Source organism: Gemmatirosa kalamazoonensis (assembly GCF_000522985.1).
Taxonomy (GTDB): domain Bacteria; phylum Gemmatimonadota; class Gemmatimonadetes; order Gemmatimonadales; family Gemmatimonadaceae; genus Gemmatirosa; species Gemmatirosa kalamazoonensis.
The window spans coordinates 78,700-104,623 of the sequence record NZ_CP007129.1; the positions used below are offsets into that span (position 1 = coordinate 78,700).

Annotated in this window: 28 protein-coding genes; all 28 read right to left on the bottom strand. The window is 72.0% G+C overall.

Annotated elements, in window-relative coordinates; translation table 11 throughout:
• Positions 1-3 precede the first annotated feature (3 nt).
• The 28 genes from J421_RS23415 to J421_RS23550 all read right to left on the bottom strand — a co-directional run bounded on the left by J421_RS23415 (position 4) and on the right by J421_RS23550 (position 25,888).
• Positions 4-516 carry a hypothetical protein gene (locus tag J421_RS23415; protein ID WP_025413543.1) on the bottom strand — a complete coding sequence of 171 codons (513 nt, stop codon included), beginning with the start codon at positions 514-516 and terminating at the stop codon, positions 4-6.
• A 72-nt stretch (positions 517-588) separates the two neighbouring features.
• Complete coding sequence (locus J421_RS23420; protein ID WP_025413544.1) at positions 589-5,370, bottom strand: hypothetical protein; 4,782 nt, start codon at positions 5,368-5,370, stop codon at positions 589-591.
• Between the two features lie 4 nt (positions 5,371-5,374).
• Complete coding sequence (locus J421_RS23425) at positions 5,375-8,440, bottom strand: hypothetical protein (protein WP_025413545.1); 3,066 nt, start codon at positions 8,438-8,440, stop codon at positions 5,375-5,377.
• On the bottom strand, positions 8,437-8,781 hold the full coding sequence (locus tag J421_RS34810; RefSeq protein WP_425485855.1) for a phage tail assembly chaperone: 345 nt from the start codon (positions 8,779-8,781) through the stop codon (positions 8,437-8,439). Before J421_RS34810 ends, J421_RS23425 begins: the two co-directional genes overlap by 4 nt.
• A 32-nt stretch (positions 8,782-8,813) precedes the next feature.
• Positions 8,814-9,323, bottom strand: coding sequence for a hypothetical protein (locus J421_RS23435; RefSeq protein ID WP_025413547.1), 510 nt, complete (start codon positions 9,321-9,323; stop codon positions 8,814-8,816).
• 158 nt (positions 9,324-9,481) lie between these two features.
• Positions 9,482-10,972, bottom strand: a complete 1,491-nt coding sequence (locus tag J421_RS23440) for a phage tail tube protein (RefSeq protein ID WP_025413548.1) — start codon at positions 10,970-10,972, stop codon at positions 9,482-9,484.
• Positions 10,973-11,022: 50 nt separating this feature from the next.
• Positions 11,023-11,496: a DUF4128 domain-containing protein gene (locus J421_RS23445; RefSeq protein ID WP_025413549.1), complete on the bottom strand. Its 474-nt coding sequence runs from the start codon at positions 11,494-11,496 to the stop codon at positions 11,023-11,025.
• Positions 11,493-12,014: a hypothetical protein gene (locus J421_RS23450; RefSeq protein ID WP_025413550.1), complete on the bottom strand. Its 522-nt coding sequence runs from the start codon at positions 12,012-12,014 to the stop codon at positions 11,493-11,495. The genes J421_RS23445 and J421_RS23450 overlap by 4 nt, the downstream gene beginning before the upstream one ends.
• A complete protein-coding gene (locus J421_RS23455; protein ID WP_025413551.1) occupies positions 12,011-12,364 on the bottom strand; it encodes a hypothetical protein in 354 nt (117 codons plus the stop codon). Before J421_RS23455 ends, J421_RS23450 begins: the two co-directional genes overlap by 4 nt.
• 13 nt (positions 12,365-12,377) lie before the next feature.
• Positions 12,378-12,908, bottom strand: coding sequence for a DnaT-like ssDNA-binding protein (locus J421_RS33035; RefSeq protein WP_025413552.1), 531 nt, complete (start codon positions 12,906-12,908; stop codon positions 12,378-12,380).
• A gap of 3 nt (positions 12,909-12,911) precedes the next feature.
• Positions 12,912-13,253 carry a hypothetical protein gene (locus tag J421_RS23465; RefSeq protein WP_025413553.1) on the bottom strand — a complete coding sequence of 114 codons (342 nt, stop codon included), beginning with the start codon at positions 13,251-13,253 and terminating at the stop codon, positions 12,912-12,914.
• Positions 13,254-13,256: 3 nt separating this feature from the next.
• Positions 13,257-14,447 carry a major capsid protein gene (locus J421_RS23470; RefSeq protein ID WP_025413573.1) on the bottom strand — a complete coding sequence of 397 codons (1,191 nt, stop codon included), beginning with the start codon at positions 14,445-14,447 and terminating at the stop codon, positions 13,257-13,259.
• Positions 14,448-14,756: 309 nt separating this feature from the next.
• Positions 14,757-15,494: a hypothetical protein gene (locus J421_RS23475; protein ID WP_025413555.1), complete on the bottom strand. Its 738-nt coding sequence runs from the start codon at positions 15,492-15,494 to the stop codon at positions 14,757-14,759.
• A gap of 35 nt (positions 15,495-15,529) precedes the next feature.
• Entirely contained in the window at positions 15,530-16,573 is a 1,044-nt protein-coding gene (locus J421_RS23480) for a structural protein (protein WP_025413556.1), read from the bottom strand.
• Positions 16,570-16,803, bottom strand: coding sequence for a hypothetical protein (locus J421_RS23485; RefSeq protein WP_148306502.1), 234 nt, complete (start codon positions 16,801-16,803; stop codon positions 16,570-16,572). Before J421_RS23485 ends, J421_RS23480 begins: the two co-directional genes overlap by 4 nt.
• Positions 16,796-17,365: a hypothetical protein gene (locus J421_RS23490; protein ID WP_025413558.1), complete on the bottom strand. Its 570-nt coding sequence runs from the start codon at positions 17,363-17,365 to the stop codon at positions 16,796-16,798. Before J421_RS23490 ends, J421_RS23485 begins: the two co-directional genes overlap by 8 nt.
• Positions 17,362-19,008, bottom strand: a complete 1,647-nt coding sequence (locus J421_RS23495) for a DUF4055 domain-containing protein (protein WP_025413559.1) — start codon at positions 19,006-19,008, stop codon at positions 17,362-17,364. Before J421_RS23495 ends, J421_RS23490 begins: the two co-directional genes overlap by 4 nt.
• An 18-nt stretch (positions 19,009-19,026) precedes the next feature.
• Positions 19,027-19,221 (bottom strand): hypothetical protein, encoded by a 195-nt coding sequence (locus tag J421_RS23500; RefSeq protein ID WP_025413560.1) that lies wholly within the window; start codon positions 19,219-19,221, stop codon positions 19,027-19,029.
• Between the two features lie 2 nt (positions 19,222-19,223).
• Positions 19,224-19,526 (bottom strand): hypothetical protein, encoded by a 303-nt coding sequence (locus J421_RS23505; RefSeq protein ID WP_025413561.1) that lies wholly within the window; start codon positions 19,524-19,526, stop codon positions 19,224-19,226.
• 17 nt (positions 19,527-19,543) lie between these two features.
• Positions 19,544-20,980 (bottom strand): terminase large subunit, encoded by a 1,437-nt coding sequence (locus tag J421_RS23510; RefSeq protein ID WP_025413574.1) that lies wholly within the window; start codon positions 20,978-20,980, stop codon positions 19,544-19,546.
• Positions 20,981-21,106: 126 nt separating this feature from the next.
• Complete coding sequence (locus J421_RS23515) at positions 21,107-21,853, bottom strand: terminase small subunit (protein ID WP_025413575.1); 747 nt, start codon at positions 21,851-21,853, stop codon at positions 21,107-21,109.
• Positions 21,850-22,170, bottom strand: coding sequence for a helix-turn-helix domain-containing protein (locus tag J421_RS33040; RefSeq protein ID WP_025413563.1), 321 nt, complete (start codon positions 22,168-22,170; stop codon positions 21,850-21,852). Before J421_RS33040 ends, J421_RS23515 begins: the two co-directional genes overlap by 4 nt.
• A 106-nt stretch (positions 22,171-22,276) precedes the next feature.
• Positions 22,277-22,567, bottom strand: a complete 291-nt coding sequence (locus tag J421_RS23525; RefSeq protein WP_025413564.1) for a LuxR C-terminal-related transcriptional regulator — start codon at positions 22,565-22,567, stop codon at positions 22,277-22,279.
• 155 nt (positions 22,568-22,722) lie between these two features.
• Positions 22,723-23,019: a hypothetical protein gene (locus tag J421_RS34075; RefSeq protein ID WP_025413565.1), complete on the bottom strand. Its 297-nt coding sequence runs from the start codon at positions 23,017-23,019 to the stop codon at positions 22,723-22,725.
• Positions 23,016-23,609 (bottom strand): hypothetical protein, encoded by a 594-nt coding sequence (locus J421_RS23535; protein WP_148306505.1) that lies wholly within the window; start codon positions 23,607-23,609, stop codon positions 23,016-23,018. The genes J421_RS34075 and J421_RS23535 overlap by 4 nt, the downstream gene beginning before the upstream one ends.
• 184 nt (positions 23,610-23,793) lie before the next feature.
• Positions 23,794-25,203, bottom strand: a complete 1,410-nt coding sequence (locus tag J421_RS23540; protein ID WP_025413567.1) for a DNA primase family protein — start codon at positions 25,201-25,203, stop codon at positions 23,794-23,796.
• The gene (locus J421_RS23545; protein WP_025413568.1) at positions 25,200-25,685 is read right to left on the bottom strand and encodes a hypothetical protein; all 486 of its coding nucleotides are present in this window, start codon (positions 25,683-25,685) and stop codon (positions 25,200-25,202) included. The genes J421_RS23540 and J421_RS23545 overlap by 4 nt, the downstream gene beginning before the upstream one ends.
• Positions 25,682-25,888, bottom strand: coding sequence for a hypothetical protein (locus J421_RS23550; RefSeq protein WP_025413569.1), 207 nt, complete (start codon positions 25,886-25,888; stop codon positions 25,682-25,684). Before J421_RS23550 ends, J421_RS23545 begins: the two co-directional genes overlap by 4 nt.
• Between the last annotated feature and the right edge of the window lie 36 nt (positions 25,889-25,924).

The following is a 25,924-nucleotide window of genomic DNA, read 5'->3' on the forward strand; positions in this document are numbered from 1 at the left end:
ACGTCACTGCGGGGGGAGGGTAGCGGCGGGGATGAACAGCGCAGCGAGGAGCGCGTGCTCGAGCGGCGAGGGCGCGAACGGGGCCAGCGGCGGCACGCCGTCGGCGACCGCCAGCGCGATCGACGCGACGGCCGCGCTCGTGCGCTGCGGCCCGTGGAGGAGCGGCCAGCGGCGCCCCTGGCCCAGGACGGCGCACGGCACGCCGCGGTCGGTCGCCTCGTCGCTGCCTAACCGGCGGCACTCGATGCGGCCGAGCGTCGTCAGCGCCTCGGTGATGGACACGCGGTCCTCGATCGAGAGTGAGTCGCGCACGACGCCGACGCGCTGCTCGTGCTCGATGGCGGCGAAGCGGCTCCCGGGCGACTGCACCTGCGCGCCGACGAACGCGAGCAGGCCGATCGCGGCGGGCATCCACTCACGCGCGTGCTTCAGCAGCGCGAGCGGCGCGAGCGGCGTCGGACGGTTCGTATCGGGGGACTGGCCGTCGCTGGCGCGGCGGCCGTGGAGGGCAGACATGAGAGGCGGGGCATGAAGGCGGGAGAGACTGCGGAGGAGGCGGGCAGGGGAGCGCGTGGGGAGCGCGCGGGCCTAACTGTTCGTGATCCACTGCAGCGTGAGCCGCAGCTTGTCGCCCGATGCCCAGGTGAAGGGCACGAGCTGGCCGACCTGGCCGTTCGAGGCGTAGACCTCGGCGCGCGGCGGCGAGACGACGGTCATCTCGGCGGTGACCGGCGTGTGCGTGTTCGCGCTCGAGTCGTACGCGCGGCCGTTGCCGGGGAGCGGCGTGTCGGCCGTGTGGTAGTTCACCGACGCCGGCAGGTCGAAGCGCCACGTGCCGGTGCCGTACGTGGTGGTGCTGCCGGCCGTGAGCTCGATCACCGCGATGACGTGCTGGCCGCGGCGCCAGAGCTTCCCGGTGAGCGTGCCGTTGCCGAGCGACGGCGCGGTGCCGCTCGCGCCCCACGTCGGCGTGAAGCTCTGCTCGGCCTCGCTGACGTTGAGGTTCGCGCTGCGGACGTTCCTGAGCGTCTTCGTGCGGCCGAACGTGAAGTTCGTGAGGTTGACCTGGCCCTCGGTCTCGATGTCGTCGAGCACGAGGCCGTCGTACCCGGCGACGAACGGCACGCCGTCGGCCGCGATCACCACCTCGCCCGGGTCGGAGAGCACCGAGAGGCGGCCGACCTTCACGTTGTGCGCGAAGTCGCCGCTCCAGCTGTAGAGCGCGTCGGCGAAGAGGTCGAACGCCGTGTTCGTCAGCGCCGTGCCGGCAACGACGCTGCCGCGCACCGCCACGTTGATGATCGAGTGGCCGCGCCCCGTGGTGTCCGGGTTGTCGAGCTTATCGCGCTTCCGGAACATGAACACGCGCCGCGTGATCGGCGTGGTGGTCGTGTTCTCGGCGACGATCTCGATGTCGATGTCCTTGAGCGTGGCGGGGCCGGCGACGGACACGCCGGAGACGTCCGGGTACTGCGTCACGTCGCAGCACACGAGGCACTGGTTCGTTCCCTGGTCCTGCCCGCCCGCGTAGCGGCCTTTCGTGTGGTAGCGGAGCTTGATGTTCTGGCACGCGCTGAAGCGACCCGTGTAGCCCTTCGCGATGATCACGACATCGTCGAACGGCCCGCCGTGTTCCGAGTACATCTCGACGTCGTGGTCGCGGACGCTCGTCGGGAAGTAGCTGCGACCGCAGTTGATCGTGCGGATGTTGCGCGCCACGTAGTCGTCGCCCGAGTGCTGGAACGACTGCGGGTAGTAGACGGTCGTGAACTCCGCGTTGGTCATGCGGATGTTGCGCGCCCGGTACTGGAAGTCCGGCCACTCACCGCGCACCTGGAGCCCGAAGCGCCCGCCGGTCTGCTCCACGTCGCCGATCCGGATGCGGCGCGAGTCGCCGCTCACCGTGATGAGGCTGATCCCGTAGTCGCTCGCCGCGTTCCCGCCCGAGGTCGTGATCGTCGCGTTGTCCTGCGTGGCGCGGAGCCCGCGCACGGAGAACCCGGCGACGTTGAACAGGTAGACGAGGTTGATCTGGTTCGCCGCCGCGGTGGCGTCGCCAACCGAGAACGTCGCGCCGTTTGCCTCGAGGCGCTGGTCGACCGCGTTCGTGAAGTCGAGGAGGATCGATGTGCCGTAGGTCGTCCAGCTCCCCGTCGGGAACACGCGGTAGATCGCGCCGGGGCGCAGCTCCAACGTCGTCCCCTTGAGCGCGCCGCAGATCTGACTCGCGCGGATGATGAGCGCGGTGTCGTCCGTGAGGTTGTCGCCCTTCACGCCGTAGTGCTCGAGGTGCCACCGGCGCGGCGGCTTCTGGAAGATCGGCGCGCAGAAACCGCCGGCGCTCAGGTCGAACACCTGGCGGAAGTCCGGCAGCGTCGGCGCCTCCTGGAACGTCATGGTGACGCCGGAGTCGAACTTGATCACCGCGCCGGGCGCGAACACACAGCCCTTGACCGTCGTCGCGTTCGAGATGCGGTAGGTGCCGGCGGACACCGAGATGCCGCCGTAGATGAGCGCCTCAGGCGACGCGACCGCGAGCGCGAAGTACGGCGAGTCGTCGTGCACGCCGTCGGCGAAGGCGCCGAACGAGCGCGGGTCATTCGGCGCGAGGCCGGTGTTGCCGCCCCCGCCGCCGGCGCCGCCGCTCTTGCCGCTCGCGTTCGCCGTCACGACGACGCTCGCGCCGCCGCCCGTCGACTCGGTGGCGAGAGTGGCCGTGAGGGTCGACACCTTCCGTGCGAGCGTGAGCGTCGTCTCGCGCGGATCGGAGCGGTTCATCCGCATGCGCACCACGCGCAGCGACGCGTTGACGAGTCCCAAGCGCGGCAGGTTCGCCGTCACCATCTGCCCGAGCTGCACGTCGGTGTTCGCCGTGCCCTTCTCGCGGTAGATGTCGCGGATCCCGGCCTCGTACGAGCTCGCGTTGGCGAGCGGGTTCGAGCGCTCGGGCAGCACGTCGACGACCGAGGCCCACAGGTCGTTGGAGCCCGAGAAGTCGCAGACGACCGAGGGCGCCTCACTCGTGAAGTGGAACGCGAAGCCGCCGACGCGCACGGCCTGCGGCGGGTCGGACGCGACGGCGACGACGGCCACGAGGTCGCGGCAGTCGGCGGGGATCGTGACGCCGGCGAGCGTCGCGGTGACCCACGCGCCGACGCCTAACGCCTCCCCGCTGAACGTCCGCGTCTCGAGCGTGGTGAGTGCCGTCGTCACGCCGCGGCGCCAGGTCGCGTCGTATACGGTGATCGTGAGCGCGACAGTCGCCGGGTCGACGCCGGAGTCGATCTTGTAGTCGAGGATGACGGAGCACTCCGTCTGCTCGTCGCGCCGCCAGCGGTGGACGAGCGGCGCCTGCAGCTGGGCGTCCTCGAGGAGCATACAGCCCTGCGCGTAGAGGCTGTCGCTCGTGTCCTTCGTGACTGACCCAGAGAGGAGCGCCCACCCGGTGGGCAGCGAGCCGCTCCACGTGGCGAAGTGGCCGCTCTGCCCCGTCTCGTTCCGGTAGCCCCACACGCCGCTCTGGGTGAGCGAGCCGGCCTTCACCCCGAAGCCGAGCGTCGTCTCCGCATTCGGGTCGTTGAGCGCGACGACGTGGCGCGAGGGGCTGGGCAGGCGGTCGAACACGATCCGGTCCCCGCTGAGCAGGCCGGTCGCGGAGTCGAAAGTGATGGTGTTCGTGCCGCTGTTGAACGCGTCGACGCGCGGGAACGCCGACTGGCGGCGGTACGTGCGCACCTGCACCACCGCATCGCTGACCCACAGCCCATTCGCCGTGGTGTTGACGGGGATCGCGGCGCCGGTGTAGAAGTCGGCGAGCTGGAACTCGGTGCGGCCGGCGTTGATCGCGGTGATGACGCCGACCGTCACCGTCTGGTGCCCCACCGTCGGGTTCTCGAACGTGACGATGTCGCCCACCGCGGGCGTGCCGGGGAGAACCCGGTACGTGATGCCCCACGTGCTCGTGCTCGAGTTCCACAGGTGCCGCTCGAAGCGGTACGGCGTGGCGGCAGCGCCGCCGGCGTCGAGGACCGTGTAGTCGCCGACGTTGTCGCTCTCGTCCGGGTCGTTGGTGTAGGTGGAGGTACCGATCTGGCGCCACACCTCGCAGCGGAGGTCGAGGATGTCGGTCGTCGCCTTGAGCGCGGCGGCCAGCGACGCCGCGTGGGCGGCGTACTTGTAGATGTAGGTCGTGTCGAACGTGACGACCGAGGTGAGCCCCGACGGCGTCCCGAGCTGGAGCCCGAACGGGTTGACGCCGTCGCCGCCGGGCAGCGTCGTGCGGAGCGAGGCGTCGAACGTGGTGTCGCTCGCCGCGAGCTCCACGATCTCGAACAGCTCGCCGGTCGTCGCGCCCGCCGTGAGCGTGCCTAACGCGGTGCTGCTCGTCGCCGACGTCACGGTGAACGTCGACGTGAGCACGCCCGAGGCCTTCCCGCTCGTCGACGTCTGGATCTGGTAGCACCGGCCGGTGAGGAGGCGGCGCAGGTACTTCCCGACGTGCTGCCCGTCCGACATCGCCGCCCACGTCTGCCCCTGCGGGTCCACGAGCGTGAGGTCGGACCCCGAGCGCGCGGAGAGGCGGAATGCGTTCTGATCGAGCGACGTGGCGTTCTCGCCGATCGCGACGACGCGTGTGACCTGCTCGGCCACGTCGTAGGCGCGCCGGAGGTTCGTGAGCGGGACCTGCGTGCCGGTGGCGTCCGAGGTGATCGTGCGCGCCGGCGCGGTACTCCCGATCTCGACCGGGGCGTTGAGGTCGTACTGGGTCGTGCCGTTGCGCACGAGCTGCGGCTCGCAGCTGTAGGCGCCGCTGAAGGTGTTGCGGATGACCTGCAGCGCGTTCTCGCCGTTCCACTCCCAGTCGAACAGCTGCGCGGGGTAGCCGACCGTGCCCGCGGCGATGTAGCCGTACCCCTGCTGCGTGAGGAACGGCCCCAGGATCGTGGCGCAGAACGTCGCCCAGGTGGCCTGGTCGAGCCGCCCCGAGAGCTGCGGCGTCGCGAGCGACACGTCGTAGAGCGGCCCCGCATCGGCGAGGTCGAGGAGAAGCGACGACGCAACGATCTGCACCGTCCCGAACTCGCCGTCGTCCTCGCGCTCCTCGCTGTGGAGGCGCCACTCCTCGATGACCGTGACGCCGTCGGCGCCGCGCGAGTACTCCACGCGCAGGATGCGCCGCGGCTGGAGGTACGGGACGATCGGGTCGGTCGACGGAACCGTCAGCTCGAGCTGATCCTCGCCGTTCAGCGTGTACTCCGCGAAGATCCCGAGCTCGTCGGGCGCGAGCGAGAGACAGCCGGCGAGCTTCGCGCCCCCCTGGCACTGGAGGCCCGACCACACCTCCACCTTGGTGATCAGATCCTTCGCCATCGGATCAGTTCACCGTGGTGCGGCCGCCGGCGCGCTCCTGGAAGCGCAGGCGGCCGTTGAGGCGACGATCGAGCTTGTCGACGATCTGGTCGGCGTCGCGGCCCGTGCCGCGATCGGCCTTCACCACGACGGTGAGCGTGCCGGTCCAGCCGCCGGTGAAGCCCTCGAAAAACTTCAGCGCGCCGGTGTTGTCGGCGATGCGGGACAGGTACGCGTTCGCGGTGCGCGCGAGCCCGTTCGACTCGTTCGCCTGCGACACCGAGAACCCCGTGAAGGCCGAGGCGACCGAATCCTTCACGGTGTCGGTGTGCTTGACGCTCAGGCCTCCGGCCGCCTGGAAGCCGGCGAGCCCCGCGTTGCCGCCGAGCTTCTTCGCGGCGTCGCGCAGGTTCAGCAGGGTGCTCGCAGTGTCGCGGAGATCGTTGAGCGTGTCCTGGTCGGCCTGTCCGAGCCGCGCGGGGTCGAGCGCTTCCTTGAGCCACGCGTCGATGGCAGCCGTGAGGCTCGCCGGGTCGGCGGTGTTCGTCCCGTCGAGCGCGTGCGCGGCGTTGCCGTTGAGCATCGCCAGCGCGGCCTGCTGCTGGAGCCCGAGCGTGGGGTCGATGCCTAACGCGCCGTTGCGCTGCGCGAGCAGGTCGAGGCGCGACGACGCCAGCGAGGCCTCGGCCTGCGCCGCGCGCTTCGCCGCATCGGCCGCCTTCTGCGTGGCGGCGGCCTGCGCCTCCAGCGCGTTCGTGTAGATGATCTCGGCCTGCGTCATCGCGTCGGCGCCGCCTTTGATCGCCTCCTCGAGCGCCCGCTGGACGGTGAGCTGGTCGCGCATCGCGTCCGCTTCCGCGGTGCGGCCCTGCGCGACGAGCTGCCGGACCTTCAGGTCCTCCCGGCTCGTCCGGTTGTACGCCTCGAGGCTGGCGACGCGCTCGCGCTCCGCGTCGGCGGCCTGCTTGTCGCGCGTCGCGTTCGCCGCGGCATCGGCGCCGCGCTGGAACTCGCGCGCCCGCTCGTCCTCGTAGGCCTGCTCCCTGGCCGCCGCGGCCGCTTCGGCCGCCGCCTTCTCGCGCGCCGCGTCGCGCGCCGCCTGCGTCGCGAGCACGCTATCGCGCACGTCCTCGCCATACTGCTTGATCGCGTCGTTCAGCTCCTTCGTGTTCGCGATCTGCCGCTCGATGGCGTCGGCTTCGTCGCCGAGTCCGCCTAGCCGCAGCTGCTCGGCGCGCTGCTGCTCGAAGAAGTCGAACTTCGACTGGGCGAACTCCAACGCGTTGCGCTGGAGGCCCGCCGCCTCCGCGCTCGTGACCTGGGCCTGCTTCGCGGCGATGAGGCTCGCGTTGTCGCGGAACGCCGAGCCCTTGTAGGCGTCCGCGGCGTCCTGCCGGAGCTTGTCCGCGGTCGCGTGAATCGCCGCCTGCGCGTCGTCGAGCGCCGTGCCGGTGCCGCGCATCGCGCGGTCGAACGACGCGAAGCTGGCGACGTAGGCCTGCTGCGCGCGCACCATTGCCTCGGCGACTTCCTGCGCCTTCTTGTGCGCGCCCGCGAGCCCGGCGATCGCGCCGATGGCGCCGCCGATGATCGCGCCGGGGACCCCGCCGACGCTTCCGCCGGCGAGCGCGCCACCGACCGCGCCGCCAACGAACCCCTGCGCACTGTTCCCCGTCGCCGTCCCGATGCTGTAGCCGACGAAGCCACCGGCGAGCGCCGCGCCGCCGAACTTGCCGACGTCCGACTTGCTCGCCTTCGACAGCGCCCGCTGCAGCGCGTCGCCCACGAGCTGCTCGCCGAGCTGCGCGATGGACGACCAGAACGCCTCGCCGCCGAGCGTGCCGGACTCGAGGCCGCGGAGCACGCCCTGCGCGACCGCGTCGGCGAGGCCATTCGCGACGCGGCGATAGAACGGCCCGCCCGCGAGCTCGTCCAGCGTCTGGTCGAACGACTGCAGGAGCGCCGTCGACATGATGCCGAGCGCCTGCTGCGCGTCCTCGTTGATCGACGCCTCGAACGCGCGGCGCTGCTTCCCAACCTCGGCGAGGTCGGCGGCGATCGACTTGTCGAGCGACGGATCCGAGAGCGCCACAGCCGCGCGCCGCCGGTCGGCGGCCTGCGCGCGCTCCTCCTGGTCGGCGATGCGCTTCAGCCCCGCGTCGTAGCGCTCGATCGTCTTCGCGATCTCGTCGAGCTCCTTCTTGTGCGCCTTGTACTCGCCGGTGAGGCTCTTCGCCGTCACCACGACCGGGCCCAGCCCGCGCTCCGCGAACTCCTGCCCGTTGCGTGGATCGAAGAGCGCGGCGAACAGCTTGTTCACCTCGTCGACCTTCGGCGCGATCTTCGAGCGATCGAGCTCGTCGATCTGCTTCGTGAGCGCGTCGATGCGCGGGTTCGCCTGCACGGCCGAGCCGGCGCCGAAGCTGCCTGCCGGGGCGTTCTTCAGTGCGTCGAGGAGCTGCTGGCGCTCGTTGAACAGCCGCGCGCGCTCCTCGCGCAGTGCGGTGAGGCCGTCCTGGCCGCCCGCGGCGCGGGTGCCTAACGTCGCCTCGCGGTACTTCTTCTCCAGTGCCTCGAACGATCCCGAGTTCACGAGGTCGTCGATCGACTTCTGGATCTTCTCCGCCGCTTCCTTGGACGCCTTGCCGGCGCGATCGGCCGCGCCGCTGTACGCGTCCCACGCGCGCGCCATCACGGTGACGCCGACGAGGACGCCCGCCGTGCCGGCGGCGCCGAGCCCCATGAACGGGGCGAGATTGGCGAATAGGGTGCCGAACGACTGCGAGACGCCGAGCGACGAGGCCGCGAGGCCGTTGAAGGAGTAGACCAGCGACTGCGCCGTCGACGCGGCTCCCCGCTGCCCCTGCTCCACGTCGTTGATCACCCGCCGGTACGTGACGGCCGGCGGCGCGACACGGCGCGCCGATTCAGCGAGCCGGTCGGTCGCGTTGGCGGCCTGCCCGATCCCGGCGGCCGCGCTCTGCGCCCCGCTCTGGATGTCGGAGAACGCGCGAACGACGCGGTCCCGCCCCTCCTCAGCGGGGCGGGAATCGATCGCGAACGCGACGGTGGGCGACGCGCCAGCGCTCACGGCCGGGTACTCCGATCGGACGGCCCGTTAGGCGCCACATCCGGCGTCTCCCGCGCGATGCGCTCGTACGCGATCGACAGATACGTGCTGTCGAGTCGTTGCAGGAGGTCCAAGGCGTCCTCGCGGTCGTCGGGGTCGTCGGAAGGCCAGCAGGCGCGGAGGTAGGCGAGCGCCTCGCTGACGGGGATGGGCTGCGGGAGCGGCGGGCCGAAGCCGCCGGCGGTGCGCTGGCGCGCGCGATGGAGGGTCTGGAACGCGCGCCAGTACGGGACGGCGGCGTCGAGGAGGTGGGGGGGACCGGTGACGTGCTCGGCGCGGATCTCCGCGATGTCGTCGGGAATCGCGTGTCCGGCCTCGCGCGCGGCTTCGGCGACTAGATCGGCGACACGGCTGCGGCGCTCGACGCGCTCGCCTCCTCCGCCGACGTGCCAGCGGAGGTACTCGCAGAGTTTCCCGACAGGAGCTCCAGCGCGGCCGCGCGGAACGTCTCGGCGTTCACCGAGGCGGCCCACACGTCGTTCTTGAGCTCCACGAGCGCGGGGTGGCCGAGCACCGCGCGGACGTTCTCGGGCGTGCACGGCAGCGTGTTGCCCTCGAGGTCCACGACGCCGCGCCAGTTGCTGACGACGGCGCTCAGCACCTCGAGCTGATCGGCGTCCTGCGTCTCGATCGGCAGCACGCCGCTCGCGGCCTTCAGGATCGCCGGGCGGTTGCGCGTGTTGATGGCCTGGACGACCTCACGGACGGCGCGGCTCGACTGCGCGCGGACGCACATCTCGACGCCGGCGTCGAACGACACCCACGCGCCATCGGTGGCGGCCTTGGGGTCGATCGCGTAGCGCTTCCACATCGCCGGCTTCGTGCTGCTCTGCTTCGTGCTCATGGGTAGTGCTCCCGGTAGGGGTAGGGACCGCGACGCGTGGTGCCGCGGGAAGAGAAGGGGTGGCGCTGCCGTCGCCGGCACGCTCCCGAGGCCTGCCGGGGGACAGGGCACTCGGGCCGACGACGACAGCGCCTAACAGCGTTGGGCAGGTACAGCCGTTACAGGCCGATCCCCTCGAGGATGGACTGGCTGAACGCGTAGCCGAGCGAGGCGTGCTTGTACGCCTGGAAGCCCAGCTCCACGGTGATGTCCTGGTCGCCGGCCGGCGCGCCGGTCGTGTACTTCACGGCGGGCAGGTCGAGCACCGTCCCGTGGTCCGTGTTCGGCTCGCGCATCGGGAACGCGAGGTTCGTCGGCGTCTGGCCCATCACCTTGGCGAGCAGCGTGCTGTCGCCGAGGTAGGCCGTGATGGAGCCGGTGACGTTGCACTTGCCCGGGTTCACGCCGATGATGCCGTTCGCCGTCGCCAGCGCGGGCAGCTCGCGCAGCCCGTTGTCGAGGTTGATCTTCGCGGCGAGCACGTAGTTCGGCCCCGCGAGCGGGATCGCGCTCCCGCCCTCCACGATCATCCCGATGTTGGCCAGCGTGTTGTAGGGCGTGTTGCCGAGGCCGAGCGTCGACGTCGTGGCCTTCTGTTCGGCCACGTTCAGCGCGTAGGTCGCGAACGTGAGGCCGCTGTAGCTCACCTTCGCGATCGACTTCGCGCTGAGGTCGTAGCTCACCGCGCCCATCACGCCGTCCGAGAACAGCTCGTGGACGTTGTTGATGTCGAGGAACGAGCGCTCGAAGGCGAGCAGCACCGGCGTCACGCCGTTCGCGATGAAGTCGCCGAAGTAGATGCGGATCGAGTTCGCGGCCGCGTTGGTGTCGGCGGCCCACCCGATCGGCAGGATGTCGAACGTGAGCGACGCGTTCCCGCGGCCGGCCTTCGCGACGCGCGCCCAGCCGCCCGGGTTCGTGGCGAACTTCTTGTTCGCCGCGTCGCCGCCGACCCACACCCACGCGCCGTCGGCGGGGATGAACGAGGCGAAGTTGACGCCGGTCGCGGTGTTCAGGTTCGACGCGCCGGACTGCGTCGTCGTCGGTAGCTCGGCGCCGATGACCTTGATGCGCGCGCCGGCCGGCGGTGCGGCCTCGGCGACGCCGGCGGCGTTCGTCCACGTGACGGTCGTAGCGCCACCGTCCGCGTTCGCGAGGAACACGCCGTTGTTGGTCGCGTTGGCGAAGCCGCTGACCTGGACCAGCATCTTCGACTTCACGAAGGTGCCGCCGGAGGCGACCGTCGCCGTCTGGATGTTGGCCGCCGGCGCCGACAGCGCCGTCACCTCCGGGAGGCCGGCGTAGCCGCCACCCTTGATGAACTCCGCCGTGCGCGTGAACGACGCGAACATCGCCGACTCGAGGAGCGGGTCGTACGAGCGCGCCGAGAGCTCGCCGTTGATGCCGCCGGAGAGCGTGCGGCCCGTGAGCACCGGGTCGGACATGTTGCGGTCGCTCACGATCTCGCCCGAGGGCGTAACCTGCGGCGCGGCGCCGAGCGACTCGTCGGTGTAGCGCAGGAGGTTGAACAGGGCGGCGGCGGGCACCGTGCCCGAGACGCTCTGACGCGCAACCTTGAGCGCGATGCGATTTCTGGTGGCCTGTCCCATCGGGGGCGGGGGCGGGAGGAAGGAGGCGGGAATCCGAGGCCGTTAGGCGCTCAGATCGAGTTCGTGGTGTGCGTGCGCCAGCTCACGGTGCAGGGCGCCATGAGCCAGCCGGCAGCATCGGGGATGGCGCCGCCGCGGCTCGCGCCGGTGAGGCGGAGCACGCCGTCGGCGGCCTGCGCGTTCGGCAACGCGAGGTCGAGCCCGGGCGGGAAGGCGAGCACCACCGCGTCAGCGAGGGTGTCGCTGTCCGCGGTGCCGGTGTTCGCCGGCGTGAAGACGTCGACGAGCCAGAGCCCGACGGTCGTGAGCCGTGCGTGAGGGCCGATCGTGTCGGGGACGGTGCCGCCGACCCGCAGCGTGCCGCGGATCCACGGCCGACCGGTCGGGCGGGTGAAGCGAAGGCCCTCGGACTGCACGGCGCAGCCAGCGAGCGCGCCGAGCGTTGACGCCTGGAGCGCGGCGTCGAGGCGCGCGCCGAGCGCCGCGCGCAGTGCGGTGGTGAGCGGCGGCAGCGTCGCGCTCATGCGCGGGCTCCTCCGCGAGCGTTAGGCGTTCCGCCCTCGAGGACGCGCGCCGTCGCGCGCACCGCGTCGTCGAAGATGCGGTCGGCCTGGAGCAGCGTGAGGCGCACGAATCCTTCCGGCGCCTGGTCGCTGTGGCCGTTCTCGAGCGCCGCGATGTAGACCGCGCGGTTCCCACACCAGATGATGTCCCCGACGTGCGTCCCGGCGATCGCCGACGCGATCTCGTCGAGCGCTGCCGGGCCGATCGGCTCGGGCGTGCCGTCCTTCGGCCGCTCCGCCGTGCCGAGACCGGCTGGCGGGGCACCGAGGGAAACGACCCACATGTTGCGCGCGAAGCCGGTATCGACGGGCGTGCCCGGGAGCCCGAACTTGCCGCCGACGATCACGAGCTCCACGCACTCGCTCGCGAACTGCTGCAGCAGCGCATCGGACCAGTCGACGGTACGCCGCTTCAGATCCTCCACGGCGAGCACGAACTCGGCGGCCGGCAGGGCGGCCGTGTGACGGGGCGCGATCATCGCGCGACCTCCACGGCGTAGCAGCCCGGCTGGTCCTTCACCGCCGTGATCGTCCAGCGCACGGGATCGCCCGTGACCGGATGCGTGGTGACGAGCGTGTGTGTCGGCTCGGGGATCACTGGCAGATCCACCGTGCTGATCACCGCGCGGCCCACGACCGCGAAGCCGCCCGACGTGTCGCGCGCGCGACGCTGCCGCACGATGGCGGCCGTGCACGCGTACGCCGGCGGCCCGCTCGCGGTGACGCCGTCGGGGTTCGGCACCTCGAGCAGCGCGGCGCCGCGCGCGGGCGCGACAGCCCGCATCGCGGTGAGGAACGCGCCGGCGATGGCGGTGGTGGGGAGCGGCACGGTGCGCCTCCGCCTACGCGCGAATCACGCGCTGGCAGGCCGCGGCCGGCCGGCGGAGGCCGCGCAGCTGGCGCACCACGGTGGGCGGCAGGGCGTGCGGATTGTTCACGAGCGCCACGCGCAACCCGTCCATGTCGACGGTCGCGTTAGGCACCAGCGCCGCGTCGGCGGCCGGCGCCCAGCTCCCCTCGAGCAGGCAGCAGGCGAGCTCGCACGTCGCCTCCTGCACGCCGCGCGGCACGCTGAACGTCTGCTGCGCGTCCGCCGGGTAGAGCGGCGCGACGAGCAGCTCGCCGAGGCGGTAGACCCGCGGCCACGGGAGCGCCTGGGTGAGCGTGGCAGGCACGCCGATCCAGGACTCCTGCGTCAACCGGTCGGTCGCCGCGACGAGCGCGCGCGTGATCGCCACATCGTCGTCGGTGGGCACGCTCCCGCCCACGCCCGTCGATCCCACGCGGCGCTCGACATAGCTGTCGAACGTCGCGCGGGCGACGAACGTGTTGGCGGCAGCGCCACCCACCGTCGGATCGAGGGCGAGCGTCACGCGTTAGGCCTCGTCGGACGCCGGGGCGCTCTCGAGCGCCGCCAGCGCGGCCTGATGCTCCGGCGAGCCGGGCACCACGCGCACGAAGCCGTGCAGCGTGTCGGCCGCGGGCAGCTCGACGAGGTGCGCCGGGCAGGGGTCGAAGCCCTCCGGCACCGTGTACGTCGGCGCCTGCGCCTCGGCGGTCGCCGAGGCGCTGGTCTCGGCGCTGGCGTCGGAGCTCGTCTCGGTGCTCGTCGCCTCGGGCGCGGTGGACGCCGCACTCTCGGGCGGCGTCGCAGTCGACGCGCCTGGGGCCTGCGCCTCGGCGGTCGCCGAGGCGCTCTTCGTGGTCGGCTTGGCCATGGCTTACGCCCCGGCCAGGCGCGCGACCAGCGCCGAGCGGAAGACGCCGACGCCGTAGAGCGTCGCGATCTTCAGCTTGCTCTGGTAGTTCTGGCGCTCGATCTCGGCGCGGAACACGAGACCCGTCTGCGGATCCGTGTACGTGAAGACGTTCGCCGGGTTGAAGCCGGCGATCGTGAGCTCCTTCAGCGGCCGCGACGCGAACACCACACCGCTCTGGTGGATCACCAGGCTGTTGCTGTACGTCGTGCCCGCGCCCAGCACCGTGATCGCCTCGCCGCCGGCGAGCGCCTTCTCGAGCCCGAGGCCGACCCCGGTCGCGGTGCGCGTCAGCGCCGCGTTGATCGTGACCGTGGTGTTGCCCGCCTGCGCGACCACGACGTCCGCCGCGAGCACGTAGTTGCGCGAGTGGCCCGCGATCGAGATGACGTCGCCCGCCTTCGCGTTCCAGTTCGCGCCGGCGCCCTTCGCGATGCTGAAGGACAGCGCGCCCGCGGCGGCCGCGCCGTTCACGGTGAGCGCGCCGGCGCCGATCGCGTTCGTCACCGTGTTCGGGATGAGCTGGTCGGTGCCCAGCGCCGTGCCGTACGCGCCGTTGAGATCCCCCGTCACGAGCGGGTTGGCCGCGTCGCCGCGGCGGTCCGCCTGCGCGAAGTTCGGGACCTTGAACGCGCGCCAGTACGCGGCCGGCGTCAGGACGCCGACACGGCCGGCGACCGCGGCGCGCTGCTCGTCGAGGTGCTGGAGCGCGTCGAGGAACGGCTGCTCGTCGGTCGCGAACGGGTTCGTGCCGGGCGTGCCGATCAGGCGACCCGCGCCCACGACGGCGGCCGCGTACACGTCGCCGTTCACCTGCTCGGCGAGGTCGATGCCCATCTGCGTGACCTGCGCCGGCGTGTTGCCGGACTCGATCTCGCCGACCTCCTTGTCCGTGAGCGCCATCGAGCGCTCGTAGAACTTGTCGACCTTGAGGCCGAAGCTGTCGGTGTCGGCGGCCTGCGGCGCGGTGGGCTGGTAGCCCGGCACGACGGCCTGGGGCGCCTGGGGCTTGGCGACGCGCACGCTGATCGTGTCGCCGAGGTTCGCCGGCGCGGGGTCGAGGTCGCGCGAGACGACGCGCGTGGCGATGGCGCGCGCGCGCAGCTGCGTGAGGAACTGCGCCGTGACCTGCGGGAGCAGGGTGGTGATCGGCATGGGGGTCTCGGAGGGGTGGAACGGAGGGAGGGAGGGCCGAGACGCACACGCGCCCGGCACGCTGGGGAAGCGTCCGGGCGCGGAGGGAGAACACCGTTAGGCGGCTATGAGGCCGTCGCACGCGGACGCGGGTGGGAGCGCGGAGCGCGGGCACGGCCCGTCGTCGCGCATCTCACCGGAGCTGGGGTCGGGCACCGCCCGACCATGTGCGAGGCACCGCCTCATGGGGTGGGGGCACGGCCCCCGTGCTGCCTTGCGGGCACCGCCCGCGTCATGCCGTCTGCTGTCGCGCTGTCGTACGACCGCGTGCTACTCGACGAGCTTCACCTGACCCCTCGCGATCGCGTCGAGATTCGCGCCGAACGCCGCGTTGTCGCCCACCTTGACCGTCTTGGCGTTCGCGTCGACGGTGCCGCGCGCCGCGTCGGCGGTCGCGCCGGTGCCGCTGGCTGCGCTGCCGGCGAAGAGCCCCGGGTACTGCGCGCGCAGGTCCTGCGCGACCCACTGCTCGACGGAGTAGACCGACTCGGTCCCGTCGGGCTGCAGAACGACCGGCTTCGTGCCGTCCTTGAGCTTCACCTGCTGCTTCGCGGCGAGCCGTGCGAGCTGCTTCGAGGCGGCGTCCTTCGGCTGCGCCTTGTCGATGGCCTCGTCGATGACGCGATCGAGCCGCTCGACCTCGAGCTCGGAGCGAAAGCGCGAGAGCTGCTCGGTGGCGGGCTTGAGCTCCTTCTCGCGCACCTCGGCGATGGCCGCGGCGATCGCCTTGTCGCGATCGGCGCCGCTCTCGAGGAGCGCGCGTACCTGCTCGACGGGCCGGTCGCCGATCACGTCGCGCAGCGGGCGGATCGAGTCCTCGAGCTGCTTCTTCTCGCGCAGCACGTCCGCCTTCGACCGCGAGACCGCGGAGAAGGTGGTGGACTTGTCGCCGTCGAGGATCGTGAGGTGAAGCTTCCCATCGGCACCGGAGACGTATTCCCCGCGGAGCGATTCGCGGAGGGCCTCGGGCAGGGAGTCGAGCGAGTCGATGACTGCGGGCAGCGGCATGAGATCACGATGGCGCGGTACGGCTGTGTGCGGCACTAGCCCAACGGGCTAGGTCTGGCGTTGCGGTCCTCGATGGCGCGCGCCGCGAGCTCCCCGCTCGGCCAGATGCGCGTCACGGCAGCGCAGCGGCAGTTGTAGTCGCCTTCGCCAACACGACGCCACACGCGGCCCGTGGCGGGGTCGCGGAACGGCTCGCCCTTCCGCACGGTGCGCCGGTGCATGCGGTGGTGCTGCGGGCGCTCGCGGCCGTCGAGCCGGGTCACCCACGTCGTGGTGATTCGATCGGCGGTCACGCGCCCGTCCGCGATCGCCTGGTCCCACACGCTGTCCTGCGCGAGACGCAGCGCATCGAGCGTCGCGGTGCGAGTCGCGGTCTCCGCGCGCCACGCGAGGAGGCGCCGCTGGTATGCGGCGACGCTCGTCTCGATCTGCTCGCGCGTGAGCGCCTTGCCGCCCTCCGCCGCACGCCGCAGCGGACCGTCGTAGCGCCGATCGCGCAGCGTGCGCGTGAGCGCCGTGCGGTCGGCGGTCTCCAGCTGGCGGCGGAAGCTCGCGACGAGCTGCACGTCATGCTCGCCGAGGCCGATGAGACTGCGCACCTGGCGAGCGGTCTCGCGCGGGTTCACGCCCGCCTCGATGCCGGCCGCGATCGCCGCGCGGAACCCCTCGCGCAGACTCTCGGTCATCGTGCGCAGCACCTCGGCGCGGTACGAGGCGAGCGTCGCCGACACTGCGGGGTGCAGCACGTCGAACGTGAAGCGGATCGCCGCACCGCCCGGGCGCGGCGACGGCACGGGTGGGAGGTCGCGTGCCCAGGCAGCACCGCCGGTCGAGAGCACGGCGCGCAGCGCGTCGCCGACGCCGTTGAGCGCCGCCACCGCGTGCGGCCCGCCGAACACCGCCTCGAGCGCCGCCTCCACGTCGCCGGTGGTGATCGCGCGCTCGATCGCCGAGAGCGTGGCGGCGTCGCGGATCTGGCGCACCGCGCGCAGCCAGGCGCGCGCGACGTCGGGCGTGAGCCGATCGGCGAGCGCTTCGAGGCGCGCGAGTGCGCGTTGGTCTGCGGTCGGCGCCGTCACGGATCGTCGGCGACCCGCCGATGCACGATGTGCAGCCCGACTATGCCGTCGTAGAGCTCCGGGATCGCACAGGGCTCCCAGCCCTTACCCTCACAGCGGTAGCAGTCGGCGCCGGCTTCGCCCTCGCACGCGGAACAGGCCTGCGAGACCGCCGGTCCGCACCAGCAGGTGAGCCCCTCGGTGTCGTGCGGCCGCACGTCGTCGAGCGGATAGGTGTGGACGTTAGGCACCTGCACCCCCCGGGGGGTCGACCCGATAGACCGCGGTCATGCTCACGACGCGCGGGTAGCGGTGCAGCCCCTGGAGCACGCCCCACCACGGGTCCAGCACGCGCCCGTCGCGCAGCAGCACAACAGCGTGCTGCCCGCTGCCGCGCGTGTTGATCACCTCGACGAGATGAAGGTCCGCCCACGGCGCACACGGCCACGACTCGCGCCGCGCTCCGTTCAGGCGGCTCAGGTAGTCGAAGCGGAGGCGCCACGCGAAGCCGTGGGCGTCGAGCACCTCCTGCCACTGGTAGCGGTGCGCGCCCTCGACGGTGAAGTCGTTGTGCGCGACGAAGTACTGCTTGGTCTCGAAGTACGTCTTGCCAATGATCATCGCGACGGCGGCGACGACGCAGCCGGAGTTCTCCGGCTGATACACGAACTTCACCGGTAGGTCCGTCGCCGTGCACGCGCAGGGCATCCGGTGGCGCTCTCCCGTGCCGCGATGGAGGATGAGGCGTGCCTTCTGATCGGCGCAGTCGGCGCACGCGATCGCGGCCGGCGCATCGGCGTTCAACGCGATCACGCCTCACTCCCAGCGTTCGGGTCGCCGTTGCCGTTCACCGCGGCCGCGTCGCGCACGGCCTGGTCCTGCGCGGCGAGCGTCAGCTCCTCCTCCTCGAGGTCGATCGACTCCGGCAGCACTCCGCCGCTCGCAAGCAGCTTCAGGAACGTGCCGCGCGTGAGCCCACCATCCTTCCGGATCGTGTTGAGCGCGGTGAGCGTCGGCGCATCGAGCTGCCGCACGTCGTACGTCGTCTGCACGCGCACGGGCAACGCCTCGACCGGCGCCGCCGCCGAGGACGCGAAGCGCGCCGAGAACCCGACGCCCTGATCAAGCATGTCCTGCAGCCCGAGCGCCGCCAGCGCGAGCGAGGCGTGCCCCGCCTGCGCGTCGTACGCGCGGCCGGTCGCCGTCTCGGGCGCCGTGTCGCGGCGCAGCAGGAAGTCGAGCGACAGCGTGGCCATCTCCACGCGCAGCCGCTCGAGCTCGACCTGGCTGGCGGCCATCGCGTCCGCCGGCGCCGCGACGTACTTCACGTCCCCATTTCGCGGCACGTCGATCGAGGTACCCGGGCCCACGGCGACCTGGGGGAACCGACCATCGTCGCCCGGCTCGCGGCCGACAAGCACGAGGATCGGCGCGAGGGAGAGCGCCATCGACCAACGGCGGTCGCTCGCCGTGCGGTAGTAGTCCGCGTTCGTGTCCGCGAGCGCGAGCAGCGGCGAGTCGGCGACGAAGGGCGCCGTATGCGGGCTGCCGTAGCCGACGGCGAACGGGATGACGCCGAACGAGCGGCCGGTGCCGTCGAGCACCCAGCCCGCCTCGCGTGCGACGAAGCGTACCGGCTCCGCCTCGCCGGGCCGCTCGACGCGGTCCCAGAGGACGTAGCGCACGCCGAGCGGTCGCTCGGCGTCGGTGCCCGCGGCGGGATCGTCCGTCCGCACGAGCAGGAGCTCGCGGAAGCGCCGCGTGGCCGTGACGCCGTACGCGCCGGCGTTCGTCTCGACACGCTCCTCGAGCACGAGCCGCGTGAGCGCGAGCCGCGTCCCGCCCTGCACGGGATCCACGGCGAGGCCGATGCGCCAGTTCAGGATCTGGTCGCGGCGGTAGGGCAGGAGCCGCGCGACGACGCGCGTGCTCGCGTCGGGCACCGTGCCGTCGAGCCGCGGCGGCACGTCGACGAGCAGCCCGGCCAGTCCGTCGGTGAGCATGTCGCGGAACACGCCGCGCGCGACCGTCGCGAGGTCGTGGCCCATGCCGTCGGCATCCTTCGCGAGCGCCTCGAGCGCGTCCGGCAGCGGCGCGGGTTCGGTGCTGCCCTCAGGGTCATCCCGCTTCGGACGCTGCGGCGGGACGAGCGCCGGCGGCGTGGAGAACACCATGCCGAGCGAGGCGATGAGCGCGCGCCCGGTGGCCGCGTACACGGAGCTGTACTTCGTGCGGGCCTTGTAGGTGTCCGAACTCTCGCCCTCCCACTTCGGGAGGTGGGTCGGACCTGCGCGGCGCACCGCGTCGGTGCCGGCGACGAAGTCGCGGACGCGACCGAGCTGCTCGCGCGCGTTCTCGAGCTCCTGCCGCGCGTAGTCGGGGCGCTGCTCGGGCGGCGCACTGCCCAGGATGTCGGCGGGGAGGGCGCCGTTAGGCGCGGCGGTCGTGGTAGCCATGGTGAACGACGGAGGGGATCAGAGGCGGCCGAACGCGAGCAGCATCGAACGCCGGCCGATGTAGAGGGCGAGGCCGGCGATCTCGTCGCCGCGTGGGCACGTGATGCCCCAGCGTGGCGACGTGAAGCGCGCGCGGGTGAGCGAGAGGCAGTGCGAGCGGGCGACGAGAATCCAGCCGGTCCACCCGTCGTGGCGGTGTGCGAGGAGGCGCATGGTCAGAGGGCGGTCTGGTCGGTGCGGGCGCCGTGCGCGACATTCGCGCGGCGCGCAGCCTGGCCGAACACGCTGTCCATGAAAGCGAACGGGTTGCCGGCAGCGCGCTGCGCGATCTCCTCCATGTCGGCGGCCCGGTGCGCGGCGTCGGCGACGGCGCGCTCGCGGCGCACGACGGCGGCGACGAACTGCGCGACGAGGCCGGAGAGCTCGCGGGCCTGCGTCGCGTCGGGGACGTTCGCGTTGACCCAGCGGGCGAGCGCGGCGTTCGTCTCGGCGACGGCCTCGTTGTGCGTGGTGGCCATGGTTTCGTTGGTGGTGATCAGCGGTAGGTGCCCGTGCCCCAGACGCCCACGGGCGCGGAGCGGCCGAGCCACGCGAGCATCTCGGAGACGAGCATGTCGCGGCCGTTCAGGTCGTAGCGCCCGTCCGCGCCGCGGCGCACCGCGAACGCGTCGCGCAGCGCGGCCTTCGACGGGTTGCCCGCGACACGCTCGACTGCGGCGGTCACGAGCTCGCGGCCGGCGTCGAGCATGAGCGGCTTCGACTCGGCCGTCGTCGCCCAGCCGATGCGGCCGGACTGCTCGCGCTGCGACTGGTCGTGCGCGACGCGATGGTAGATCGCGGCGAGCGGGTACTGGTGGTCGTCCACCAGGTGGCGCAGCACCGTGATGCCGTGCGCGTTCTTCTCGACGACGAGGAAGGCCGGCGTGCCGCCGACGGCGAGCCGACGGCCCCACGTGTTGAGCAGCGCCGCGAACTCGCGGGGCGTGATGTTCGGATCCTCGAAGGTCGCGCGCAGCTTCCACGTCGTGCGCGTGCGCGCCGTGAACGTGCTGCGGTCGCCGCCGGTGCCCTCCGCCGTGTCGGCGCCGATGATCACGCGCTCGTTCGTCGGCGCGTCGTAGAGCTGCAGCGCGCCATTCAGCTCGACCGAACGTGGCTCCGGCGCGGCGAGCATGAGCGCTTTGATCTGCTGCGCGTCGAAGAACATCCCGCCGACGGCGGCCCAGCAGCTCTCGGGATCCTCGGCGTACTCCTGGAGGAACAGCGTGCGCGTGAGCTCCGCGATCTTCGCGCGGCGCCACTTGAGCTGCTCAAGGTCCAAGCCGTGGGCCGTGAGGAGCAGCTGCTCCTCGTCGGTGAGCGCCCCGAGCTCGTCGTAGGCGAACAGCGGTAGGCGGTAGTTCGCGCGGTCGCAGAGCCACCACGGGTAGAACACGGCGCGGTAGCCGCGCGCGGCCGCCTCGCGCCAGAAGTTGTGCGCGGGGCTGTCGAAGCCCGAGGCGGTCGTCTCGAGGACGACGATCGAGCCCTGCGGCACGAGTGCCGGCGTGACGCTGCCTAACAACGCGACCGGGTCGCCCCAGAAGGCGAACTCGGAGCCGTGGAAGCGCTTGATCGTGAGCCCGCGGCCCGTGCGCTTCGATCCGGCGGTGCCGGTGTAGAGCCGCGCGTCGCGCCCGGGGAAGCTCACCTCGGTCGTACCCTTCTCGCCGAGGCGCGGCAGGAGCGCCGGCGGGAAGTGCTCGATCGCGCGCGTCGTGATGCCGAAGAGCTTCTCGGTGTCTTCCTTCGTGTGCGCGAGCGTGAGCGCGTCGAACCCGCGCTCGCTCCAGATCTGGTGCAGCGCGCGCCCCTGCTGGTCCGTCGACACGCCACCCTGCCGGGCCTTCAGGACCATGATGCGGGCCTGGCCCTTTGTGGTGAGCTCCTCGCGCTCGACGTCGCCGATCGCGCGCTGCACGTCGTTCAGCACGAACGGCAGGATCCGTCCGTGCTTGTCGCGGATGCGGTAGCAGCGCCGCGCCCACTCCGCGTAGTCGACGCGGAGCCGGTCGACGAACGCGATCGCGCGCGCGCGCGCCGCGCCGGCGGGGCTGACTTACTCGCCGTCGCCAGCATCGCCCGCACTCTCGCGCTCCGCCTCGTCGAGCAGGTCCTCGATCGTCTTGTCGCGCGTCTCCACGCGCTCGACGAGCATGCCGAGGTGCTTCGCGACGTTGAGCAGCGCGCCGTCCTGGTCGCGCATCCGCACGTCGACGCCGTGCTGCGTCTCCTTCACGCCGGCGTACAGGCGGAGCGCCGCCGGCGACAGCCGCCGCGTGTCCTTCACGAGCACGCGCGCGACGCCGTCGCCCCAGCAGCGCTGGCACTTCGGATTCGGGTCGCGCCGCGGGTCGTACCCGATGCCACCCTGCTCGTCGAAGGCCGGGAACGCGTCGGCCGCGCGCTTCTTCTTCCGCTCCCAGGCGGCGCGCTCGAGGTCATACTTCGCGCGATCGCGCTGCAGCTCCACGGCGGTGCGCTGGTACATCCCGCCGCGGCCGTGGCAGTAGCGGCACGAGCGGCGCTGCACCTCCACCAGCTCGTTCGGGTTCGCATTCGCGAGGTCCCACCAGCGCTGGAGGACGTCGTCCGCCTCGATCTGCGTGCGGAGCGAGCGGGCCGCCTTCGCTTCCCGGATCGCCGCGGCGATCTGCGGTTTCTGGAGGTTCTCGTAGCCGATGTTGGCCGCCACGCGCGCCGAGTAGCCGGCCCGAATCGCCGCCTGCGTCGCGTTCAGGTCGACGATGAACTCCTCGACGAAGCGCTGCTGCTTGGGCGTCAGCGCGGGCGCATCGGACGTCACGACGCCAGCTGCAGCGGAGCCGCGGAGCCGTGCAGCGCGCGGTCGGCCGCGCGGTCCGCCTCGAGCATCCGGGCGAGGCGGCCGAGCCGGGGCCCTTCCCATGCGCAGCGGCTCGCGACCGCCTGGGCGAGCTGCTCGACGCGCGCGCGGCAGATGCCGAGCAGCGCCGCGGCCTCACGCTTCGAGTAGCCGGCGACCAGGAGCTCGGCGACCGCGCGCTCCCGGGGCGTCAGGGAACGCGAGGGCCGGCGAGCGGCAGGGCGCGCGGCCAGCGGCCGGGGAGTGCAGCGACGGAACGTGACGCGGTTCTCGGGCACCTTGCCACGAAACCCGATTGTAGCCGGCCCGACCATTGGCACATGCGGCTAGCCACATGTGTCTAGACACATGTGCCGAGAACCCGCCAGTCCGCAGAGGGCAGCGTTAGGCCGCGTGGTCCTGTGAGACGGGGAGCTCCCGGTCGCGCGGCGCCACCGACTCCGCCAGCCGCCGCATCGCGTACAGGACGACACGGTCCTTCGTCCCCGCGTTCGGGGCCCAGTCGTCGGGCAGCTGCGCCGCGATGTCCTCGACGTGCTGGCGCACCGTGCGCTTCGACACCCCCAGCGCGTGCGCGATCTGCTTGTAGCCCGGCGCCTCGGCGAGGAGGGCGAGGACACGGGCCTGGGCGGGCGTCAGCGGCCGCCGGAGCTCCACGACGGCGCGCATCGGCATCTCAGCCCTGCGCTCCTCGGGACTCGCTCATCGTGTCGTACACGTTGCGCATCGGCGTCGGCTACGGATCGGGGTGTGGCGCCGCGCGCTGGCGGTCTCGTTCGACCACCGAGCGCGCGGGCCCATCTCAACAGACGACCTGGGCTACTACCCCGTCACCGCTGCTGCAGCGCGCGGAACGCGCTGTCTCGCGACTCCAGCAGCTTCCGCAGCGCCACCGTGCGCTCCGCGGTGCGCGGCAGCGTGTTCACGATCAACTGGGCGTTCTCGAAGTAGACGCGGCCCACCGCCCGGAGCTGCGGCGGCAGCGTCTCGTACACGAAGAACCCGACGATCGGCTCGACCTGCGTGCCGCCCGCCTGGTCGCCCTGCTGCACGTTGCTCCCGGCCCAGGTGTTCGCCTGGGCGTTGTTGTCGGTTCCGCTGATGATGGTCGCCGGGCTGTCGGTCATGGTGCCTCTCCAATGGGAGTAAGGGTGAGACGGATCGACGCAGGTTCTTTCCGTGTCACGCGCTGCGTCGGGAACGCCCCCCACCGCACGCAGGTTCGGCGGTCGCTCGCGAGGTAGCAGCGTGCGACCAGCCAGTCGATTAGCCACTTGTGACGGCTCACCGCGCCGTCGTCGTCCCCCGCGCCGCCGAGCACCATGGCCGACGTGAGAAGCGCCCGCCGCATCGGCGTCGCCGGCGGGTCGGGCACGCGCCACGGTGCGGGCGGCGCGTGGCCGATCATTGCGAGCGTGTCGAGCTGCTCGAGGTACGTGCGCCGCTCGCGGTCGATCGCGCTCCAGTGCCGCGAGCTGCCATGCGCACGGTTCGCGACGATCGGCGGCACCGGCACGACCAGCTCGAGCGGCGCTGTTACGCCGCTGTTCTCTCGCGCCGCGTGGCCCGCAAACGACGCGGTAACACGAGACGGCGTCTCAGGTTTTCTGAGGTCCGATCGGGCCGCAGCGGGACGTTGGCGCGGCGCGCGGCCCTGTTTCGCGAGCTCGGCACGCGCGCGATCGCGCAGGTGCGCCGGCAGGTCGGAGAGGCGCATCAGGTGCGCGCTCCCGCCACGTCCCCTCCCTCTCTGATAGTCTCTCTTCTTTCTGGGAGACTAGGGACGGTTGGGAGGGTGGAATAGATAAAGTGCGTGCGCGTGCGCGCATGACACAAAATGCCCGGGAGAGCCTCCCAACTGTAGCAACTCCCCCAGACCGTCCCGCCACGCGCAGAGCACCTCACGGCGCCGGCTCCCACCGCGCGGCCGGCGCATCCTGCGATGCTAACCGTACGCCACGACGCCACACAAGGCGCTGGGCGCCGGTGCCGCGGAGCTCCTTGGTGATGCCGCGCTCCTCGAGGCGGCGGCCGAACAGGGTCTGCGACATCACGTACTCGCCGCCGTTCTCCGCCCACTTCTTGTACGACGCGTAGAGACTCGACGCCGCGTCGGCGGCGCCGTCCTCGCGCACGCAGCACTCGGCGATCCACGCGCCTAACACGTCGCTCTCCGCGCGATAGCTCGCGGTCGCGAGCAGCACGCGCTCCGGCGGCTGCAGCCGCCCGCGCCGCCAGGCCAGGCACCCGTCGAGCGCCCACCCCAGGATGCCGGGGAGTTCGCCCTGCAGCTTCGCATCGAGCTCGTGATCCTGCTCCTCGGGCGGGATCGTCACCTCGAACGGCACGAGCCGCACGCGCCGCCAGATGCCGTCGTCGGTCCCGCGCACCACCGGCTTGTGGTTCGCCGCGAGCCACAGCTTGAAGGTCGGCTTGAACTCGAACGCCTCGCTGTACAGGTAGCGCGCGCTCACGACGTCGTCGCCGGTCACGCTCTTGATCAGCCCCTCGGCGAGACGCTGCCCCTCGTTCGCTTCGCTCGCCGTCACCACGCGCGCGCCGAGCAGCCGCGCGACGTCGTTGCGTGGGCCCGAGTCGCGGCCGCGGTCGAGGAACGTCGCGAAGTCGGCCGCCACCGCGGCGTCGCCGACGAGCCACCGCAGCACCTGGAGGAACTTCGACTTCCCGTTCGACCCGGTGCCGTGCATGAGGAACATGCACTGCTCGCGCGTGTGGCCGGTGAGCGAGTAGCCGATCGCGCGCTGCAGAAACCCGATCATGTCCTGGTCGCCGCCCATGATGCGCTCGAGGAACGCGAGCCACGTGGGGCATCGCGCGTCGGCCTCGAGGCGAATGTCGACGAGCTTCGTGATCCGGTCCTCGCGGGCGTGGGGCCGCAGGCGTCCGGTGCGCAGGTCGAGCGTGCCGTTCGCGAGGGTGAGCAGGTCCGGGTCAGCGTCGAAGTCGGTCGGTCGTGCGGGGATGCCCTCCTCGCACTGGGCGCGCTCGATCATCGCGCCGATGCGGCCGTTCGATTCGCTCGCGATCGCGTGCTTCGCGAGCAGCTCCGCCTCGTCGCGGGTCGCCGCGTCGCGCGCCTCCTCGAGGATCGCGCGCACGGTCTCCTTCGCCAGCTGGTGGATGCGCTGCGTGTCGTCGACGGCCCACCGTCGGCCGTCCCAGACGAGCCACCGCTTCCACGCCGGCACGTAGTGGAGGTCGGCCCCGTGCCGCGCGACGAGCCGCTCGGCGTTGCCGAGGTCCGTCGGGTTGAAGGTCGCGACATCCGAGAGGACAGCTACGGCGTTCATGCGACGCTCCGCGTGGGGCGCGGCTCGCTCTCGGCGGGTCGCGCGAGCACGTAGTCCACGATGCGCAGGCGCCGGCGCGGCGGGCGCTTCGCGCGCGCGCGCAGCTCCGTGATCGTACGGCGGCCGTCGAACACGACGGCGATCGGCACGCGCGCGAGCTGCTCGACGAGGTCGCGCACCTCGTGCAGTGCGACGCGCTCCGAGAGCGGCTCACGGATCGCGGCCGGCACGGGCGGGCGGCGCGCGAACTCCACGAGCGCGAGAAAATCGAGCGGCCGCAGCTTGAACAGTCCCTCCCAGCCGTGCAGCGTCACGCGCTCGGGGAAGAAGGCGAGCAGCGCCGCCACATGCTGGGGCGCGCCGCGCGGGAAGACGCGCAGCAGGTCCTCATCCGCGAGCTGCGCAGCGGCCCACGGGTCGCGCAGCAGCGCGGCGAGCGTGCCGAACGCTTGCCCCGCGCGGAGCGTGCGTGGTCGGCTCATGGCGCGAGCTCCGCCCGGTCGGCGAGCTGCACGAGCAGCCGCGCCGCGGTGTCGAGGTGGGCGTCGCGGATCTCGGTCGGCTCGCCGGTGCGGCTCTTCCGCGCGAGCGCGGTGAGCATGCGCGCGTAGAGGCGCGCCTGGTCCTCGAGCGAGATGCTCTGCGCCTCGTGCGCCACGGGGCGAATCGGGATCGGGCGGCTCATGGTCGACCTCCGTGTGAGACACCCACCCCGCATCGC